A 17224-nucleotide genomic window follows, 5' to 3' on the forward strand; every position below is an offset into this window, starting at 1 on the left:
ACTTTTTCAAACCCCCGCCCCGTCCAAAACCCCGAAAACTCAGTCTCCGAAGCCCCGTTGGGCCAGCCCGTCTCCGAGCGAGGCGGCGATATACGAGGCGCTTTTCTCGAGGGCAATAGGCAAAACCAGCTTTTCCGATCTATCCACAGATCGAGCCTTTATGCACAGGTCGCCCAGCGCCTTAGCCGCCCCCTACCCCGCCGCTATATAGGTACGCAGGCTTTCGGCCTCATGCGTAGCCTGGGCGATCTGGCATTTGACCACGTCGCCGATCGAGACGACGCCGGCCAGACGCTTGTCCAGCAGGACAGGCAGGTGGCGGATGCGGCGGTCCGTCATTCGGGCCATCAACGCTTCAACGGTCTCGGCCGGATCGGCGAAAACCACCTCGCTGGTCATATAATGGGAGACAGGGCGCTCCAGGGCCTGCGTCCCGTCGCGAGAAATCGCGCGCACAATGTCGCGCTCGGACAGGACGCCCACCACGCCATCGCCTTCGCAGACGATCAAGGCCCCCACCTGACGGCGCTCGAGCTCGGCGCAGGCTTCATTCAGATTGGCGTCCGGCGCCAGTGTGAACACTGCGCCTCCCTTGCCCTTGAGAATCTCGGCGACCAGCATGGCGACTTCCTCCTGATGGGCAGGCCGTCGTCCGCGCGTCGCGGGCGGGCCGCAAGACCGACAGGTTGGCTCAGACGCCGCCGATAGGCAAATCACGGCGCGCGGCGAACCAGCCTCCGATCGGCCCGATGGCGAGAATGCCGAACACGAAGCCGATGGCGTGCGCCTCCCAGGCGATGCGGGCGCCGTCCGCCCCCGGCGCCAGACCGATCAGACCCACAATGAGATTCACCGCCATCCAGGCCGCCGAAGCGCGCAACACCATCGGATGGAACAGCGGAAGGACGCGCCCATGCCCGCCCATCAGCCTGGTGGCGGCTCCGATCAGGCCGAAGACCGCGCCCGACGCGCCGACCAGCGGCCCCATGCTGTGCGGATGCACCAGGCCATAGCCCAGGGCCGCCACGACGCCGGCCGCTATATAGAAGAGGATGAAGACCAGCGGTCCCGGTCCGCGTTCCATCAGACGGGCGACGGGTGCGCCGAAGGCCAGGGCGCCCACCGCATTCATCGTCACATGAGCCCAGCCCCCGTGCAGCAGCATGGAGGTGAACAGACCCTGCCAGTCGCCCGCCCACAGCCTTGCCGGAACGAAGGCCATCGACACCCCCAGATCAGGAAGCCGCTCCTGCAGATAATAGAGCACCGGCATGGATGCTGCGATCAGCAGGGGCAGGAAGGGCGCGTTGAACATCTTTTCGCGCGGCGGCCGCGGCGAACGGGCGTCAGATTGGGACATTCGTCCTTGATGAGGCCAGTCGCATTCCAGCTCAAGGCGTCGTTTTGCGCCATTCCGAGACTGATACGGTCTGGCACGGTCATTGCGAGGGCCCTTCCAGAAGTTCTCGGGAGCGCCTGATGCCGTCTCATAGACTGACACTCATGACCGTTGCGGCCGCCGCCGCCGTGCTGGCGGGCCTGCCCGCCGGTTCGGCCGTCGCGCAGTCGACCGGCTCGGCCGGCGCGGGCCAGTTCCAGGCCGGCTACGGCGCCTCGCGCTACACCACCGCCCAGGCCAGCCGCGGCACGACCCGCGACGCCAAGGGCAACCGCCTGGTCGTCGACGGCATCATCCAGCAGAACGGCAGCGCCTATTCGCGAAGCGACAGCAGTGCGTCGTCCAGCATTTTCAACGGCGGCGTCGGCTCGAGCGGCGGGACCAACATCGGCGGCTCGACCGCCATCGGCAACAACCTGAATGTGGTGGTCCAGGGCAACCGCAACACGGTTGTCGTCAACTCCAACCAGACCAACACCGGCGACATCAACGCCGGCACCACCCTGAACGGGCCGCGTCCATGAAAATCTCAGCCATCCGCCGCTCGCCTGTGCGCGCCCTCGGCTGCGTCGCCGCCGCCGCCGCCCTGCTGGGCGGTTGCGTCAGCACCTCCGCCGGGCCGTCGGGCCAATACGCCAAGCCGATCGGCAACGCCCCGGTGACGTCAAACCCGACGCCCTATTCGACCGCGCTCTATTGCCTGGCCGACTATGCGCGCCGCTATAACCTGCCCTCGCCGCGCATGGCCGTGGGCCGGATCAGCGACTACACCGGCTCCATCTCTTCGGACGGCGGTCGCCAGATCACCCAGGGCGCGTCCCTGATGGCGAACACCGCCCTGGCCAAGGCCGGCGCCCGCATCGTCGAGCGCTACGACACCTCGGTGTCGGAGCTGGAGTTGCGCTACGCCAACAACAAGCTGATCGGCGACGACGTGCCGAACGGCGGAGCCCAGGACGCCGCCTTCCGCCGCATCCTGGCGGGTCAGGTGCCGGGCTCGGACTTCTATGTGGTCGGCGGCATCACCGAGGTGAACTACAACATCCGCTCGGGCGGCTTCGACGTCGCCGGCGGCGAAGTGAAACAGAACGGCGGCTCGGGCCTGATCACCGGCAAGGTGTTTGTGATGAACGTCGCGATCGACCTGCGTCTGGTGCAGACCACCACCCTCGAAGTCGTGGATGTCGTCTCCTATCAGAAGCAGATCGTCGGCCGCGAAGTGTCGGCAGGCGTGTTCGACTTCCTGAACGGCAACGTCTTCGACATTTCGGCCGGGTCCAGCGGCCTGGAGCCGGTTCAACTGGCCGTCCGCGCCCTGGTCGAACGCGCCACGGTCGAGTTCATGGCCAATCTGTACGGCGCCCCCGGCCCGGAAATCTGCCTCAACCCCGCCAACGACCCGCTGGCCGACAGCCCTGTCGGCGCCACCGGCGGCTATTATCCCGCTTACGCAAACACGGACACGAACAATGGCCAAACTCGCGCCGACCCGTCTCGCTGGCACGATCGCCGCGACAGCGCTGTGCGTAGCGGCGGCCGCTGAGGCTTCCGCTCAAGATCGCGGGCTGGTCCTGAATGAGCAGCTCAACCTTGGCGACGTCATCAGCGGTCAACGCCTGAACGTCGTCAACGTCAGCGACAACGTCGCCGTGTCGAACGCCGCCATGGGCAACGCCCTGTCCGGCGGCGCCGAAGGCCGCGCCGCCGACATCCGTTCGACCCAGGACATGCAGGGCGCCGCGATAGCGGACACCTCCCTGACCCTGCGCGGCGATACGGGCTATGTGAACAGCGTCACCCAGGCGCGCGGCAACTATCTGGCCGCGACCGCCGTCAACACCGGCATCGACGTGGACGCCGGTCAGAATCTGGATGGCGACGTCACCGCGCGTACTCGGATCGAGGAAACCGGCGCCCGCCTGAACTACGGCGGCCACGTCTCGGCCGACGCGATCGGAAACACCGTCGCCCTGGGCGCCAGCGGCACGGGCGACCAGCGCGGCGCCATCACCGGCCGCGCCGATCAGAACTCGACCGGTCAGATCTATGCCGAGAACGAAGCCCGTTTCACCTACGCCCCGGCCCCGGCGGTCTTCACCAGCCATGCTTCGGCCAATGCCGTGCAGGCGACTTCGACCCCGAACTCGCACCAGGATCTGTCAGTCAGCCAGAGCGCCTCAGGCGCCGGGGTCACCGCCTGGACCGGCGTGTGGGCGGGCAACGCCTGGGACATCGCCGCGCGCAGCCGCGCCGCCTCCAACCAGGCGGCCTTCTACAACCAGGGCGGCGCTTTGCTGGTCGACGTGGACCAGCAGAACTCGGCCGAGGTTCTGTCGCGCACCGAGCTCAGCTCCTACGACTTCGGCGCCGCCTATTCGACCGCCGAGGCTGTCGGCAATGAGGTTCATGCGGGCAACAACGACATCTATGTCAGCATCGACAACACCCAGATGAACACCGGCGGCGTCACCGCCAGCGCCGGGTTCACCGGCCAGAACGGCTACGACGCCTATGTCGGGGCCAATGCGGCGGGCAACGCCGTCACCGGCTTCGCCTGTTCGACCTGCGGCGGCGACCTGAACGTCCGCAACAGCCAGACCAACGCAGGCGACGTGCGCGCTACGGCGACCGCCACCGTCAACGGTTGGGGCCGCAATGTCGTCGCCGGCGCCAACGCCGTCGGCAACACGGCGACCTTCTATGTCGCACGACCGGGAAATTAACTTTCGGTAACTTGAGCTAGTCAAGCTCGTTTGTCACCGTAAACAGGCGCGAGGCTGAAGAAGCTTCGCGCCTGTCTTACGTGCAGGGCCGCAATCAGTCCCGGGGGCCGCCCGCTCGCACGTCGCGGAGACCACCGAATGCGATCCCCTCGCCCTCGCCGCCTGCTTCTGCTCGCCGCGTCCAGCCTCGCCCTGATGGGCGGCGCGGCCCTCCCTGCCGTCGCTTTGACGCCGCCTTCGGCCGTCGCGACGCAGAACGCTCAACCATCCAAGCCTTGGGCTCAGGCGGCCAGCGACATCCCGGCCGACGCGGCCGTACGTTTCGGCGTCCTGCCCAACGGCATGCGCTACGCCATCATGAAGAACGCCACTCCTCCGGGTCAGGCGTCGCTGCGCCTGCGGATCGCGGCCGGTTCCCTGATGGAGAACGAAGACCAGTTGGGTCTGGCCCACTTCATGGAGCATATGGCCTTCAACGGCACGACGAACGTGCCCGAGAACGAGCTGCTGCGGATTCTGGAGCGTCTCGGCCTAGCCTTCGGCGCCGACACCAACGCCTTCACCAGCTTCGACCAGACCGCCTATACGCTGGAGCTGCCGCGCACCAACGACGAGACGGTCGACACCTCGCTGCGGATCATGCGCGAACAGGTCTCCGAGGCCCTGATGAAGGCCGAGGACATCGATTCCGAACGCGGCGTGATCGAGGGTGAAGAGCGGCTGCGCAACACCCCGGCCCTGCGCTCGCTGAAAGCCCAGATCGCATTGCTGGCGCCGGGCCAGCGCCTGTCAAACCGCCTGCCGATCGGCGACCTCAGCATCATCCGCAGCGCCCCGCGCGAACGCTTCGTTGAGTTCTACGAGGCCTACTACCGCCCCGAACGGGCCACCATGATCGCCGTCGGGGACTTCGACGTCGATCAGATGGAAGCCAAGATCAAGGCGACCTTCTCGGACTGGACCCCCAAGGCCGCCGACGGCCCCGAGCCCGATCTGGGACAGGTCGCCCCGCGTCAACCCGAGACCCGCATCCTGGTCGAGCCGGGCGTGCAGTCGTCGGTTCAGCTGAACTGGATCCGCAACCCCGACCTCGATCCCGATACGGCGTCCGAACGCCGCGACGCCCTGTTGCAGAACCTGGGCATGGCCGTGCTGAACCGCCGTCTGGGCGAACTGGCCCGCGCGGACAACCCGCCCTTTATCGGCGCCGGCGGCGGACAGGGCACCCTGTTCAAGACCCTGGACCTGGCCAGCGTCTCGGCCGCCTTCAATCCCGGCGGCATCCAGCGCGCGCTGGAAACCATCGAACAGGAACAACGCCGCCTGGTGCAGTTCGGCGTGTCCCAGATCGAACTGGATCGCGAGATCGCCAACAGCCGCGCCGCACTCGAAACGGTGGTGCAGGCCGCAGCCACACGCAGCACGCCCGCCCTGGCGAACTCCCTGTTGGGCGCTGTCAACGACGACAAGGTCTTTTCCTCGCCCGCCACCAACCTCGCCTTGTTTGAAGCCACGGTGAAAGACCTGCAGGCGGCCCAGGTCAGTGAGGCCGTCAAGCGCGCCTTTGAAGGTCAGGGGCCCCTGGCGCTGGTCGTCACGCCCGAGCCGATCGAAGGAGGCGAGGCCGGCGTCACCACCCTGCTGGAAGCCAGCCGCGCCACGCCGGTCGCCGCCCCGGCGGAACAGGCGGCTCTGGATTGGCCCTACGCCGACTTCGGCGCCGTCGCCACGCCCGCCTCGACCACCGAAGTCGCCGCCGTCGGCGCCACGGTCGTCACCTTCCCCAACGGCGTGCGCCTGACCGTCAAGCCGACGACCTTCAAGGACCAGCAGATCCTGATTTCGGTCCGCACCGGCATCGGCGAGATGGGCCTGCCGACCGATCGTTTCACCGCTCAGTCCCTGGCCCCGATGGTCTTCACGGCGGGCGGCCTCGGCAAGCTGACGGCCGACGAGTTGAACCGGGTCCTGACCGGCAAGATCTATGGCGCTGGTTTCAGCATCGACAGCGACGCCTATCAGCTGTCGGGCGCTACCCGTCCGGCCGATCTGCAACTGCAGATGCAGGTGCTAGCCGCCTATCTGACCGATCCGGGCCTGCGTCCGGCGCCGTTCGAACAGATCAAGGCCGTCCTGCCGCAGTTCATGGCGCAGCAGATGGCGACCCCCGGCGGCGCCTTCGGCCTTCAAGCCTCGGGCCTGCTGGCCAGCGGCGACAAGCGGGAATCCATGCCTTCGCCTGCGGAAATCGCCGCCTTCACCCTGGATGAACTGAAGCAGGGCGTGGTTCAGGGCCTAGCGACCGGCCCCATCGACATCGTCATGGTCGGAGACGTCAAGATCGAGGACGCAGTCGCCTCCGTCGCCTCAACCTTCGCCGCCCTGCCCGCCCGCGCTTCGGCCGCCCAGCCTCTGGCCGGTTCGGACCAGCGCCGCTTCCCGGCGCCGACGGCCCAGCCGATCCGCCTGACCCACGCCGGTCCGGCGGAGCAGGGTCTGGCCTATGTCGCCTGGCCGACCACCGACGCCGTCAACGACCGGACCGAAGCGCGCAAGGCCTCCATCCTGGCCGAAGTTCTGAAACTGCGAGTCATGGAGGAGATCCGCGAGAAGCAGGCCCTGGCCTACTCGCCCGGCGTCCGCGCCTCGTCGTCCGACGTGTTCACGGGCTACGGCTCCATCTCGATCACCGCCGACACGGCGCCCGAGAAGTTCGACGCCTTCTTCTCCGCCGTTGACGCCATCATCGCCGACCTGCGCGACAAGCCGGTCAGCGAGGACGAGTTGAATCGCGCGCGCCTGCCGGTGATCGAAAGCCTGCGCCGCAGCCAGGCGGGCAATGAATACTGGCTAGGCCAGTTGGAGGATCTGGCCGCCAGGCCCGCTACGCTGGAACAGATCCAGACGCACATCAGCGATCTGGAATCCTTCACCGCCGCCGACATTCAGGCGGCCGCGCGCCAGTATCTGAAGCCCGATACGGCGTGGAAGGCCGAGGTCGTCTCGGTCAACGCCGCCCAATAACGAAGAAAGGGCCCCGTTCCGCAAGGAACGGGGCCCAGTCGTTTAGGCCTATCGACGGAGAGTCGATGGCTGAGACTAGACGCCGGCGTCTGTCGCCAAGCTGAACAGCGGGTTCAGAAAACCCGGCCGCCGACCCCGCCGTCCATCATGATCATGCCGGTAGAGGCGGCGCCCTCGACCATCTCCTCGCGATACTCGGTGTAGGTCTCTTCGCGGATCATGGTCAGAACCTTCACGCCGGCGCCGTAACGGCGCAGCAGCGAGCGCTCATTACACTGACGCGCCTGCTTTTCAGGACGGCATTCCAGACGGCCGCCGGCGCCGTGCCACAGGGCGTCGCCCTTGTTGCAGGCCGTGGTTTCGCCGGCCGCGCCTTCCGCCTCGCTGACAGTCCACTGCAGCTTTGTCCCCGCCAGGCAGCGGTACAGTTCGCCGTCGTAGCTGTCCGCGACGTCGCGGCCCGGAACGACCTGGGACGCCGGGTGCGGCACATTGCGGTCGTCGATGCAGACGGCCTGCAGCACGACCTGCTTCTCGATACGGCGCGACGCGGTGAAGGGCACCCGCACCATCTGCATCCCGCCCTGGACGTTCAGTCCCTGAATGGTGGTGGGATAGGGCTGATCGACGTTGAAATAGGCCCCGCCGCCGCCCGCCACGATCACCGTAGACGCTGCGCGCGATCCGGCCCAGGCGCGCGCCGAGGCGTTGGCGCTGGCGTTCGCATTAACGTTGACGTTGACGTTCACATTGCCGCCGCCAGAGCCGCAGCACGGAGGGGGCGGAGGCGGCAGGCATCCTCCGCCGCCGCAGGGGGGCGTCACCGGCGGGCGCGGGGGCAGACAGCCGCTGGGGCCGCAGCCACCGCCCGGCGGCGTCACCGGCGGGGTGATCGGCGTCGGCGGAGGCAAGATCGGCGTGGGCGGCGGCGGCGGCAGGCAACTGGACGGCCCGCACTGCGCCGCAGCCGCATCAGCAACCGCCATCAGCCCCACAAAGGCCACAGCGCCGGCCAGCATTTTCGTAATCCCTATCCGCATGGGATCGGACTCCTGCATTGATCGTCAGCAGAGGCAATGCAAGCGCCGGGCCGTTCCGAGTGTCCGCCAATGGGCTGTTTCATCCCCTCATGCGCGAGTTTGCGCCGTTCCGACCCGTTAGTCGCAGCGCCTGTCCCATTGTGATCCGTGCCATTGTGGGGCGACGGTCAGTCGATCCGCTTCAGGTCTGTCACATAGCGCCGCCAGTTCTGGACATAGTGCTGCGCCGACATACGCAGACCCTCGATCTGACCCTCTTCCAATTCCCGCACCACCTTGCCGGGCTGGCCCATGACCAGACTGTTGTCGGGAATGACCTTGCCCTCAGTGATCAGGGCGTTGGCGCCGATCAGGCAGTTCTTACCTATGCGCGCGCCGTTCAGGACGACCGCGCCGATGCCGATCAGGCTGTTGTCGCCGATTTCGCAGCCGTGCAGCATCACCTTATGCCCCACCGTGACCCCGGCGCCGATCGTCAGGGGCGATCCGAGGTCGGTATGCAGGATGCTGCCGTCCTGAATATTGCTGTCGGCTCCGATGACGATGGGGTCGTTGTCGCCGCGCAGCACAGCGTTGAACCAGATGCTGGCGCCCGGATGCAGAATCACATTTCCTAGGACGGTCGCACTGGGCGCAATCCAGTATTCGCCTTCCGCTGGAAGCTGAGGCTTGCTGTCGCCCAGACTGTAAACACTCATCCGCACACCGCCTATTCTTCTTAAAATGAAGGCTTTAACCCTTCAGAAACCACGTTAGCATCAGTCTGTTGATGCGATTCGGCAGGCCCCATTCGCCCCCGGATCCGAAGCCGGATCAAGCCCGGTCCGGTCAGATGCTGGAGAATGCGCTTGGCGTGTTCGCGACCAGTTCGGGGACGGCGACGCACCTGCTGCGGCGAAGACCCTGCGACCGTTCGGGACGGCTGCGCGACTTCGGCCCCCACCTCCCCCACCGACGACCAAGGCGAGACCCAGCCGGGCTCGCCTTTTTTCATGCCCTGGAGGCGTCCATGAGCAAACGATCGGCCATCAAGCGTCAGCTGCGCGAAGGCGTGCTGGATTCGCCCGAATTCATTCAGGACGCCAAGGTACGGCGATTGCCCGCCCGCGTTGGCGGCTGGTCGCCCCTGCCTTCGAATGATGAGCGGGACCAGGCCTATATGAAGACGCTGAAGCCCAAGTCCGACGGCCAGGCCGAACTGATGGACGCCGTCGACCATGCCAATCTGGTGCTGGCGCTGGGCCCGGCAGGCACGGGCAAGACCTATCTGGCCGTCGCCAAGGCGGTCGAGGCGCTGGAGGCGGGCAAGGTCGGCCGCATCGTCCTGAGTCGTCCCGCTGTCGAGGCCGGGGAATCGATCGGCTTCCTGCCCGGCGACATGGAAGACAAGCTGGCCCCCTATCTGCGCCCGCTCTACGACGCCCTGTCGGACCGTCTGTCGATGAAGCGGGTCAAGGCGCTGATGGCCGAGGGCCTGATCGAGATCGCCCCCATCGGCTACATGCGCGGCCGCACGCTGAACAACGCCTTCATCGTCGTGGATGAGGCGCAGAACTGCACCTACGTCCAGCTGAAGATGCTGCTGACCCGACTGGGCTGGCACTCGACCATGGTGGTCACGGGCGACCCGCAGCAATCCGACCTGCTGCCGGGGGTCTCCGGCCTGTCCGACATCGCCGACCGTCTGGAAGCCGTGCCCGAGATCGCAGTCGTCCGCCTGGCCGAGCGCGACATCGTGCGCCACCCGCTGGTCGCCAGCATGATCGGAGTGCTGTGACCCTTTTCCGCCTCTGACGAGAGAAGGAAAAAAGAGAGTCCAATTCGTCTGAATCGTCTGAAATCTCCCCTCGGCCCGCGCGCAGTCTAACACAGGCGCCGAGGGGGGATGGCCGATTGCGTTGCGATCCCTGCCCTTCTCCCTCCCCTTCATGGGGAGGGTGGTCGCGGAGCGACCGGGTGGGGAGGGCTTGGTGATACGGAACTCAGCCCCCCGAGTGCAAACGACCCAGTTCAGCGCCTGAATAGCGAAGCCGCCCCCACCCGGCTTCGCCCTACGGGCTCAGCCACCCTCCCCATGAAGGGGAGGGAGAGGCGTTGCGCCTATGTCAGGCGCGTACCGCCCGGCTGGCGTCGACGCCCAACGCCGTCACGGCGGCGGCGGCGATGTGTTCGGCGTTGAGGCCGGCCTGGGCGTACATGACCTCGGGCTTGTCCTGATCCTGGAAGATGTCGGGCAGGTGAAGGGTGCGGACCTTCAGCCCGCCGTCCAGCGCGCCCTTCTCGGCCAGCAGTTGCAGCACGAAGGCGCCGAAGCCGCCCATGGCGCCTTCTTCCACCGTGATCAGCGCCTCATGTTCGCGCGCCAGACGCAGGATCAGATCGGCGTCCAGCGGCTTGGCGAAGCGGGCGTCGGCGACGGTGGCCGAGACGCCGCGCGCGGCCAGCATATCGGCCGCCTTCAACGATTCCTGCAGGCGGGTGCCCAGCGACAGGATGGCGACCGACGTGCCTTCGCGCACGATGCGGCCCTTGCCGATCTCCAGCGGGCCGGCCAGTTCGGGGATGTCGACGCCGACGCCCTCGCCGCGCGGATAGCGGAAGGCGCTGGGGCGGTCGTCAATGGCGAGCGAGGTCGAGATCATCGCCGCCAGTTCGGCCTCGTCGGCCGCCGCCATCAGCACCATGCCCGGCAGAGCGCCCATATAGCCGATATCGAACGACCCGGCGTGGGTCGCGCCGTCCGCGCCCACCAGACCGGCGCGGTCCATGGCGAAGCGCACCGGCAGGGACTGGATCGCCACATCGTGGACGACCTGATCATAGCCGCGCTGCAGGAAGGTCGAATAGATGGCGCAGACCGGCTTCATCCCATCAGCGGCCAGACCGGCGGCGAAGGTCACGGCGTGCTGTTCGGCGATGCCGACGTCGAAGGTGCGATCCGGGAAGGCCTGGCCGAACAGGTCCAGCCCCGTGCCCGACGGCATGGCGGCGGTCACGGCCATGACAGTCGGATCGACCTGCGCGTGCTTGATCAGTTCGGTCCCGAACACCTTGGTGTAGCTGGGGGCGTTGGAGATGGCCTTGGCCTGCTTGCCCGACACCACGTCGAACTTGACCACGGCGTGCAGCTTGTCGGCGCTGCTCTCGGCCGGAGCGTAGCCCTTGCCCTTCTGGGTGACGACGTGGACCAGCACCGGGCGGTCGGTGATGGCCGCCGCATTCTTCAGGATGGGGACCAGATTCTCCATGTCGTGACCGTCGATCGGCCCGACGTAGTAGAAGCCCAGCTCCTCGAACAGGGTGCCGCCGACGATCATGCCGCGAGCGTATTCTTCGGCCTTGCGCGCGGCGTCACGGAAGGGGCGCGGCATGTGGTCGACGAACTTCTTCCCGACCTTGCGGATATTCTGATAGGCGCCGCCCGAAACCTGTTTGGCCAGATAGGCGCTCATGCCGCCGACGGGCGGAGCGATTGACATGTCGTTGTCGTTCAGGATGACCATCAGCTGGCCGCTGGTGGCCTCGGCGGCGTTGTTCATCGCCTCATAGGCCATGCCCGCCGACATGGAGCCGTCGCCGATGACCGCCACGACGCGATTGTTCCCGCCCTTGGCGTCGCGCGCGGCGGCGAAGCCCAGCGCCGCCGAGATGGAGGTCGAGGCGTGGGCCGCGCCGAAGGGGTCGTATTCGCTCTCGGACCGCTTGGTGAAGCCCGACAGGCCGCCGCCCTGTCTCAATGTGCGAATCCGGTCGCGCCGCCCGGTCAGAATCTTGTGCGGATAGCACTGGTGGCCGACGTCCCAGATCAGAATGTCCTGCGGCGTCTCGAAGACGTGGTGCAGGGCGACCGTCAGTTCGACCACGCCCAGACCCGCGCCCAGGTGCCCGCCGGTCACCGACACGGCGTCGATGGTCTCGGCCCGCACCTCCTCCGCCAGCTGTTTCAGCTGGGGAATGTCGAAGCCCCGCGTGTCAGCAGGAAACTTGACGGTGTCGAGAAGCGGGGTGTTGGGCATAGGGATCGGGGGCCTTCAGACGACGGAGCGTCAAACAGTAACCCGCTGAGGGCGGGCGCGTTTCCTATCAGGACCGGCGTTTAAGCACAAAGTCCACGCTGGCCTTGAGGATTTCGGCCTCATGACCGAACAGGTCAAGGTGCGAGCGGGCCTGATCGGCCAGGTGCGCGACCCTCTGTCGCGCCGCATCGACGCCCAACAGGGTGACGAAGTTGGTCTTGCCCAGGGCCGCATCCTTGCCGCCTGCGGCCTTGCCCATCTCTTCGGCCGAGCCTTCCGCGTCCAGAACATCGTCGACGATCTGATAGGCCAGACCGATGTCGTGGGCGAAGCTGGTCAGGGCGTGCCACGCCGCCTCATTGGCGTCGGCGACGATCAGGGGAATCTCGAAGGCGTAGGCGAACAGGGCGCCGGTCTTCAGCCGCTGCATCCGGGCCACCCCGCCCAGATCATCGCGCACCCCCATCAGGTCGATCATCTGGCCGCCCGCCATGCCGCGCGCGCCCGAGGCGAAGGACAGACGCCGCGCCAGTTCGCAGCGCACCGCCGCCTCGTCGTGGGTGTCCTCGTCCAGAATGATGTCGAAGGCCGCCGTCTGCAGCGCGTCGCCCGCCAGAATGGCCGTCGCCTCGTCATAGGCGATGTGCAGGGTCGGACGCCCGCGCCGCACGTCGTCATCGTCCATCGCCGGCAGATCGTCATGCACCAGCGAATAGGCGTGGACGCATTCCAGCGCGCAGGCGGCGCGCAGGACGGCGCGGTCGTCCGCCTCAAGCATCCGGCCCGCCTCAATGGCGAAGAAGGGACGCAGGCGCTTGCCCGGCCCCAGGGCGGCGTAACGCATGGCCTCGGTCAGGCGCACTTCCGGTCCATCGGCGCGCGGCAACAGTTCATCCAGCGCTACGGTGACGACATCGGCGACCTCAGCGACGCGGTCGATGACAGCCTGCTCGGGCGAGTTGGCGGCCAGCACCTTCAAAACAGCCTCCCGCCCAGCGGCAGGTCGCGATCGACGCCGACCAGGACGACGTTCCCCTCCGCATCCGGGAAGCCGAGGGTCAGCACCTCGGACATCACCGGGCCGATCTGGCGCGGCGGGAAGTTGACGACGGCGGCGACCTTGCGGCCGTCCAACTGGTCCAGGGTGTAATGATGGGTGATCTGAGCCGAGGACTTCTTGACGCCGATGGCGTCGCCGAAGTCGATGGTCAGCTTATAGGCGGGCTTGCGCGCCTCGGGGAAAGGTTCGGCCTTGATGATCCGGCCGACGCGCACGTCGACCTTCATGAAGTCGTCGAAGCCGATCTGCGGCGCGAGGTCGGTCGCGGACATCAGCCGAACTCGGCCGGTTCGACGCCCTTGGCCTGGCCGTCGGCGCCGACGACGATCTTCTCGACCCGCAGCTGGGCGGCCTTCAGCCGGTCCTCGCAGTGGGCCTTCAGCCGCGCGCCCTCTTCGTACAGGGCGATGGATTCTTCGAGCGGCGCCTGACCCGATTCCAGGCGCGAAACGATGCCCTCCAGACGCGACAGGGCGTCCTCGAAGCTGAGATCGGCGGGCACGGCGGGGGAAACGGATGCGTCGGTCATGATGGGCGCAACCTAGAGAGGCGCGCGCCCCGCTTCAACGGCCTTCCTGAGGCCGCGACGTCAGCGCTTCACGAAACGGCGCTGGGACCAGTATTTGAAGCCCTGATTATGGGCCAGTCGCCAGCCGTGCGCCTTCAGCCGCTGGCCGACCATGTGGTTGAAATAGCCGTGCGCCAGCACCAGCACGTCATGGCCTTCAGAGGCGCGGGCGATCAACACGCGCGCGGCCTGATCGGCGCGGACCTCGGCCTCGGCGCGGGTTTCCTGACCCTCATGATGATTGAAGGCGTGCCACCAGATCCGCGAGATCACGCCCCAATAACGCGGCGACAGCTTGATCCAGGCGGGAAAACGCGGCGGCGGCAGGGGCGCTTCGATGAACAGGGCGTCGACCAGCACGTCGCGATCCGGCGCCACCGCTCTGGCGGTTTCCTGCGCGCGCGGCCGTGTCGAAGCGTAGATGGCCCCCGCTCCTTCGGCCGCCGTCAACAGCGCCTGAGGCGGCGTCTGGCCTGCGCGCAGACCGCCGATCTCATAGCGGCCCCACCAGTCGCGATATTGATCCGAGGTGATCATGCATTTGCGCGACAGCGCCGGTTCGCCGTGGCGCGCCAGCGTAATGGCCCCATAGGCGACTTCAGCCCCGGCGGAGCGGGCGGCCGCGACCGGCGTCTGAGTTGCGGATTCGGAATGAGTCATGAGCGCAGGAGAAGTCATAGCACGGGGATCGGCCTGTGAAACCAAGGCCTTGGCGTCCCTTAACCTCCCCATCCGAGCATTGGCGTGCGCCGCAGACGACGCACCTTGGACAAAGGTGGTAGCCCTCGTCGCCCGCCCCTGCAACCACGCAAAGGTGACGAGGCTGCGATGATGTCGCCACGCGGGTCTCGACACGCCTTCACCCGACGCCCGCCCGGCGCTATTGCGTCGATCATGAGCGACCCTGTGATCCGCCCCGCCCGTCCTGACGACGCCGCCGCCCTGGCCGTGCTGGGACGCCAGACCTTCATCGACACCTTCGTCACTGGCTTCGGCATTCCCTATCCGGTCGCCGACCTGACCGCCTTTCTGGACGCCAGCTTCAACGCCGAGGCCATCACCACCAAGCTGGCCGAGCCGGGCGCCGCCTGGTGGGCAGCCGAGCGCGACGGCGAACTGCTGGCCTTCGCCAACGCAGGGCCGAACACCCTGCCCCACCCCGACGGTCGCGCCAGCCACGCCGAGCTGCGCCGCCTCTATGTCGGCAAGCAGGCGCAGGGGCTGGGCCTCGGCACGAAGCTGCTGAAAATCTCGCTGGACTGGATGGAGGCCAATACCGACGGCCCCCTGTGGATCGGCGTCTGGAGCGGCAATCTGAAGGCCCAGAAACTCTACGCCGCTTATGGCTTCGAGAAGGCGGGCGAGTACCAGTATCCGGTCGGCGCCTGGATGGACGACGAGTTCATCTTGCGGCGCGGCTAGGCCGGGGCCAGTCTTAAACCCATGCTGCTGCCCTTCTTCACCGCCCTGCGCGAGGCCAAGGTGCCTGTGTCGCTCAAGGAATGGCTCCATCTGATGGATGCCATGGACAAGGGCGTCGGCGGCCGCGACGTCGAGGCCTTCTACCACCTGTCGCGCGCCGTCCTGGTCAAGGACGAGAAGCACTACGACCGCTTCGATCAGGTCTTCGGCAAGGTGTTCAAGGGGCTGGACGGCGTCAGTCCCGGCGAAGAGATCACCGCCGACATCCCCGAGGACTGGCTGCGGCTGCTGACCGAAAAATACCTGACCGACGAGGAGAAGGCGCAAATTGAGGCGCTCGGCGGTTTCGACAAGCTGATGGAGACGCTGAAGCAGCGGCTGGAGGAGCAGAAGGAGCGCCACCAAGGCGGCAACAAGTGGATCGGCACGGGCGGAACCAGCCCCTTCGGCCACGGCGGCTATAACCCCGAAGGCGTGCGCATCGGCGGCCCGGGCCGTCACGGCCGCGCGGTCAAGGTCTGGGAAAAGCGCGAATACAGGAACCTGGACGACACGGTCGAACTGGGCACGCGCAACATCAAGGTCGCCCTGCGCCGCCTGCGCCGTTTCGCCCGCGAAGGCGCGGCCGAAGAACTGGACATCGACGGCACCATCGACGGCACGGCGCGTCAGGGCTGGCTGGACATCCAGATGCGGCCTGAGCGGCGCAATACGATCAAGGTGCTGCTGTTCCTCGACGTCGGCGGCTCGATGGACGGCCATATCCAGCTATGTGAAGAGCTGTTCTCAGCCGCGCGGACCGAGTTCAAGAACCTGGAGTTCTTCTACTTCCACAACTGCCTCTACGAAGGGGTGTGGAAGGACAACCGGCGCCGCCACAGCGAACGCATCCCGACCTGGGACCTGATCCACAAATACCCCGGCGACTGGCGCGCCATCTTCGTGGGCGACGCGACCATGTCGCCCTATGAAGTGACCATGCCCGGCGGCTCGGTCGAGCACTGGAACGATGAGGCCGGCGCCGTCTGGCTGAAACGCGCCCGCGAACAGTGGGACAAGTTGGTCTGGTTGAACCCCGTGCCCGAACGCCACTGGTCCTACACGCCTTCGGTGAACCTGATCGGCGAGGTTATGGAGCACCGCATGTTCCCCCTGACGCTGGAGGGGCTGGAACGGGCGATGCGGACGCTGGCGCGCTAAAAAACCGCCGCCCAGCAAGGGCGGCGGTCGAGACGAAATCAGTCCTTGTCGCCCTTCAGGGCGTCCTTGACGCCGCCGACGGCGTTCTGGACCTTGCCCGCGACCTGATCGGCGCGGCCTTCGGCTTTCAGTTTTTCATCGCCGGTGACCTTGCCGGCGGCTTCCTTGATCTTGCCGCCGATGTTCTTGGCGGCGCCTTCGATGCGGTCGTGATCGGCCATGGGGAGCTTCCTGTCTGACGGCCGCCGGGACTGGCGGCCTCTCAGGGAAAACAACCCTTTCTGCTCAACCCGGTTCCGAGGCTGCGGCATGACGGTCGCGCAGCCAGCGGGCTACGGCCCAGCTGTGGGCCTCATGGCGCAGGCTGAACAGGACGCGCATCGGCTCCATCCAGACCAGTTCGTGGTCGGCTTCCTGTTTGGTCGAGGGGTCGGCGCCGGTCACGCTGACGACCCAGACCCCGCCGACGTTGTTCACCGGCGTGCCGTCAGACTTGAGGAAATACTGTCCCGCCTCCGTCAGGCGGTCGACCGGCTGGATGATCAGGCCGGTCTCTTCAGCGAACTCGCGGACCAGGGCCTGCTGTTCGGTCTCCTCGCCATCCAGGGCGCCGCCGGGCAGATCGTAATAGACGACCCCTTCGCCGCGATCCACGCGGACGCAGGCCAGACGGCCTTCACGCTCGGCGATGCCGAAAACAGCGGGGCGGTGGATGTAGTCGAGGCCCGGGCGGGCCGTGCCGAACTGAAGCTTCATTTCACCGAGCTTAAAC

Annotated in this window: 18 protein-coding genes; 7 read left to right on the top strand and 11 right to left on the bottom strand. The window is 66.9% G+C overall.

The window, feature by feature from the left end; translation table 11 throughout:
- Positions 1 to 192: 192 nt before the first annotated feature.
- The gene (locus H556_RS0112330) at positions 193 to 621 is read right to left on the bottom strand and encodes a CBS domain-containing protein (protein ID WP_024354725.1); all 429 of its coding nucleotides are present in this window, start codon (positions 619 to 621) and stop codon (positions 193 to 195) included.
- A gap of 70 nt (positions 622 to 691) precedes the next feature.
- Positions 692 to 1360 carry a rhomboid family intramembrane serine protease gene (locus H556_RS0112335; protein WP_029673610.1) on the bottom strand — a complete coding sequence of 223 codons (669 nt, stop codon included), beginning with the start codon at positions 1358 to 1360 and terminating at the stop codon, positions 692 to 694.
- Between the two features lie 143 nt (positions 1361 to 1503).
- Between H556_RS0112335 and hfaA the strand changes: the two genes are divergently transcribed.
- The 4 genes from hfaA (at position 1504) to H556_RS0112355 (ending at position 7146) form a co-directional block, all read left to right on the top strand.
- Positions 1504 to 1923 (top strand): holdfast anchoring protein HfaA, encoded by a 420-nt coding sequence (hfaA, locus tag H556_RS0112340; protein WP_035303056.1) that lies wholly within the window; start codon positions 1504 to 1506, stop codon positions 1921 to 1923.
- Complete coding sequence (gene hfaB, locus H556_RS0112345) at positions 1920 to 2942, top strand: holdfast anchoring protein HfaB (protein WP_024354728.1); 1023 nt, start codon at positions 1920 to 1922, stop codon at positions 2940 to 2942. The genes hfaA and hfaB overlap by 4 nt, the downstream gene beginning before the upstream one ends.
- Positions 2869 to 4122, top strand: a complete 1254-nt coding sequence (hfaD, locus tag H556_RS0112350; protein WP_024354729.1) for a holdfast anchor protein HfaD — start codon at positions 2869 to 2871, stop codon at positions 4120 to 4122. The genes hfaB and hfaD overlap by 74 nt, the downstream gene beginning before the upstream one ends.
- 138 nt (positions 4123 to 4260) lie before the next feature.
- A complete protein-coding gene (locus H556_RS0112355) occupies positions 4261 to 7146 on the top strand; it encodes a M16 family metallopeptidase (RefSeq protein WP_024354730.1) in 2886 nt (961 codons plus the stop codon).
- A gap of 113 nt (positions 7147 to 7259) precedes the next feature.
- Here the strand turns inward: H556_RS0112355 and H556_RS0112360 are convergent, their stop codons facing one another.
- Positions 7260 to 8165: a hypothetical protein gene (locus H556_RS0112360; protein ID WP_244093404.1), complete on the bottom strand. Its 906-nt coding sequence runs from the start codon at positions 8163 to 8165 to the stop codon at positions 7260 to 7262.
- A gap of 188 nt (positions 8166 to 8353) precedes the next feature.
- A complete protein-coding gene (locus H556_RS0112365) occupies positions 8354 to 8884 on the bottom strand; it encodes a gamma carbonic anhydrase family protein (protein WP_024354732.1) in 531 nt (176 codons plus the stop codon).
- A 299-nt stretch (positions 8885 to 9183) separates the two neighbouring features.
- Between H556_RS0112365 and H556_RS0112370 the strand changes: the two genes are divergently transcribed.
- A complete protein-coding gene (locus tag H556_RS0112370; protein ID WP_119413691.1) occupies positions 9184 to 9963 on the top strand; it encodes a PhoH family protein in 780 nt (259 codons plus the stop codon).
- A 328-nt stretch (positions 9964 to 10291) separates the two neighbouring features.
- On the opposite strand, the gene dxs is transcribed toward H556_RS0112370, so the two are convergent.
- From dxs to H556_RS0112395, 5 genes are all read right to left on the bottom strand, one after another.
- A complete protein-coding gene (gene dxs, locus H556_RS0112375) occupies positions 10292 to 12202 on the bottom strand; it encodes a 1-deoxy-D-xylulose-5-phosphate synthase (RefSeq protein WP_024354734.1) in 1911 nt (636 codons plus the stop codon).
- A gap of 67 nt (positions 12203 to 12269) precedes the next feature.
- The gene (locus H556_RS0112380) at positions 12270 to 13142 is read right to left on the bottom strand and encodes a polyprenyl synthetase family protein (protein ID WP_155802490.1); all 873 of its coding nucleotides are present in this window, start codon (positions 13140 to 13142) and stop codon (positions 12270 to 12272) included.
- A 35-nt stretch (positions 13143 to 13177) separates the two neighbouring features.
- A complete protein-coding gene (locus H556_RS0112385) occupies positions 13178 to 13534 on the bottom strand; it encodes a tRNA-binding protein (RefSeq protein WP_024354736.1) in 357 nt (118 codons plus the stop codon).
- On the bottom strand, positions 13534 to 13791 hold the full coding sequence (locus H556_RS0112390) for an exodeoxyribonuclease VII small subunit (protein ID WP_024354737.1): 258 nt from the start codon (positions 13789 to 13791) through the stop codon (positions 13534 to 13536). The genes H556_RS0112385 and H556_RS0112390 overlap by 1 nt, the downstream gene beginning before the upstream one ends.
- Positions 13792 to 13851: 60 nt before the next feature.
- Entirely contained in the window at positions 13852 to 14490 is a 639-nt protein-coding gene (locus tag H556_RS0112395) for a histidine phosphatase family protein (protein ID WP_024354738.1), read from the bottom strand.
- A 234-nt stretch (positions 14491 to 14724) separates the two neighbouring features.
- Here H556_RS0112395 and H556_RS0112400 point away from each other — a divergent pair, with 234 nt between their 5' ends.
- Both H556_RS0112400 and H556_RS0112405 read left to right on the top strand, forming a co-directional pair.
- On the top strand, positions 14725 to 15252 hold the full coding sequence (locus H556_RS0112400; RefSeq protein WP_024354739.1) for a GNAT family N-acetyltransferase: 528 nt from the start codon (positions 14725 to 14727) through the stop codon (positions 15250 to 15252).
- Between the two features lie 21 nt (positions 15253 to 15273).
- Positions 15274 to 16452, top strand: coding sequence for a vWA domain-containing protein (locus tag H556_RS0112405; RefSeq protein WP_024354740.1), 1179 nt, complete (start codon positions 15274 to 15276; stop codon positions 16450 to 16452).
- 38 nt (positions 16453 to 16490) lie between these two features.
- Here H556_RS0112405 and H556_RS0112410 read toward each other — a convergent pair whose 3' ends face one another.
- Both H556_RS0112410 and H556_RS0112415 read right to left on the bottom strand, forming a co-directional pair.
- Positions 16491 to 16673 (bottom strand): CsbD family protein, encoded by a 183-nt coding sequence (locus H556_RS0112410; RefSeq protein WP_024354741.1) that lies wholly within the window; start codon positions 16671 to 16673, stop codon positions 16491 to 16493.
- A gap of 64 nt (positions 16674 to 16737) precedes the next feature.
- The gene (locus tag H556_RS0112415) at positions 16738 to 17208 is read right to left on the bottom strand and encodes an NUDIX domain-containing protein (RefSeq protein ID WP_024354742.1); all 471 of its coding nucleotides are present in this window, start codon (positions 17206 to 17208) and stop codon (positions 16738 to 16740) included.
- Between the last annotated feature and the right edge of the window lie 16 nt (positions 17209 to 17224).

Origin of the sequence: Brevundimonas naejangsanensis DSM 23858, from assembly GCF_000421705.1 — a bacterium.
In the GTDB taxonomy this organism is placed as follows: Bacteria; Pseudomonadota; Alphaproteobacteria; order Caulobacterales; family Caulobacteraceae; genus Brevundimonas; species Brevundimonas naejangsanensis.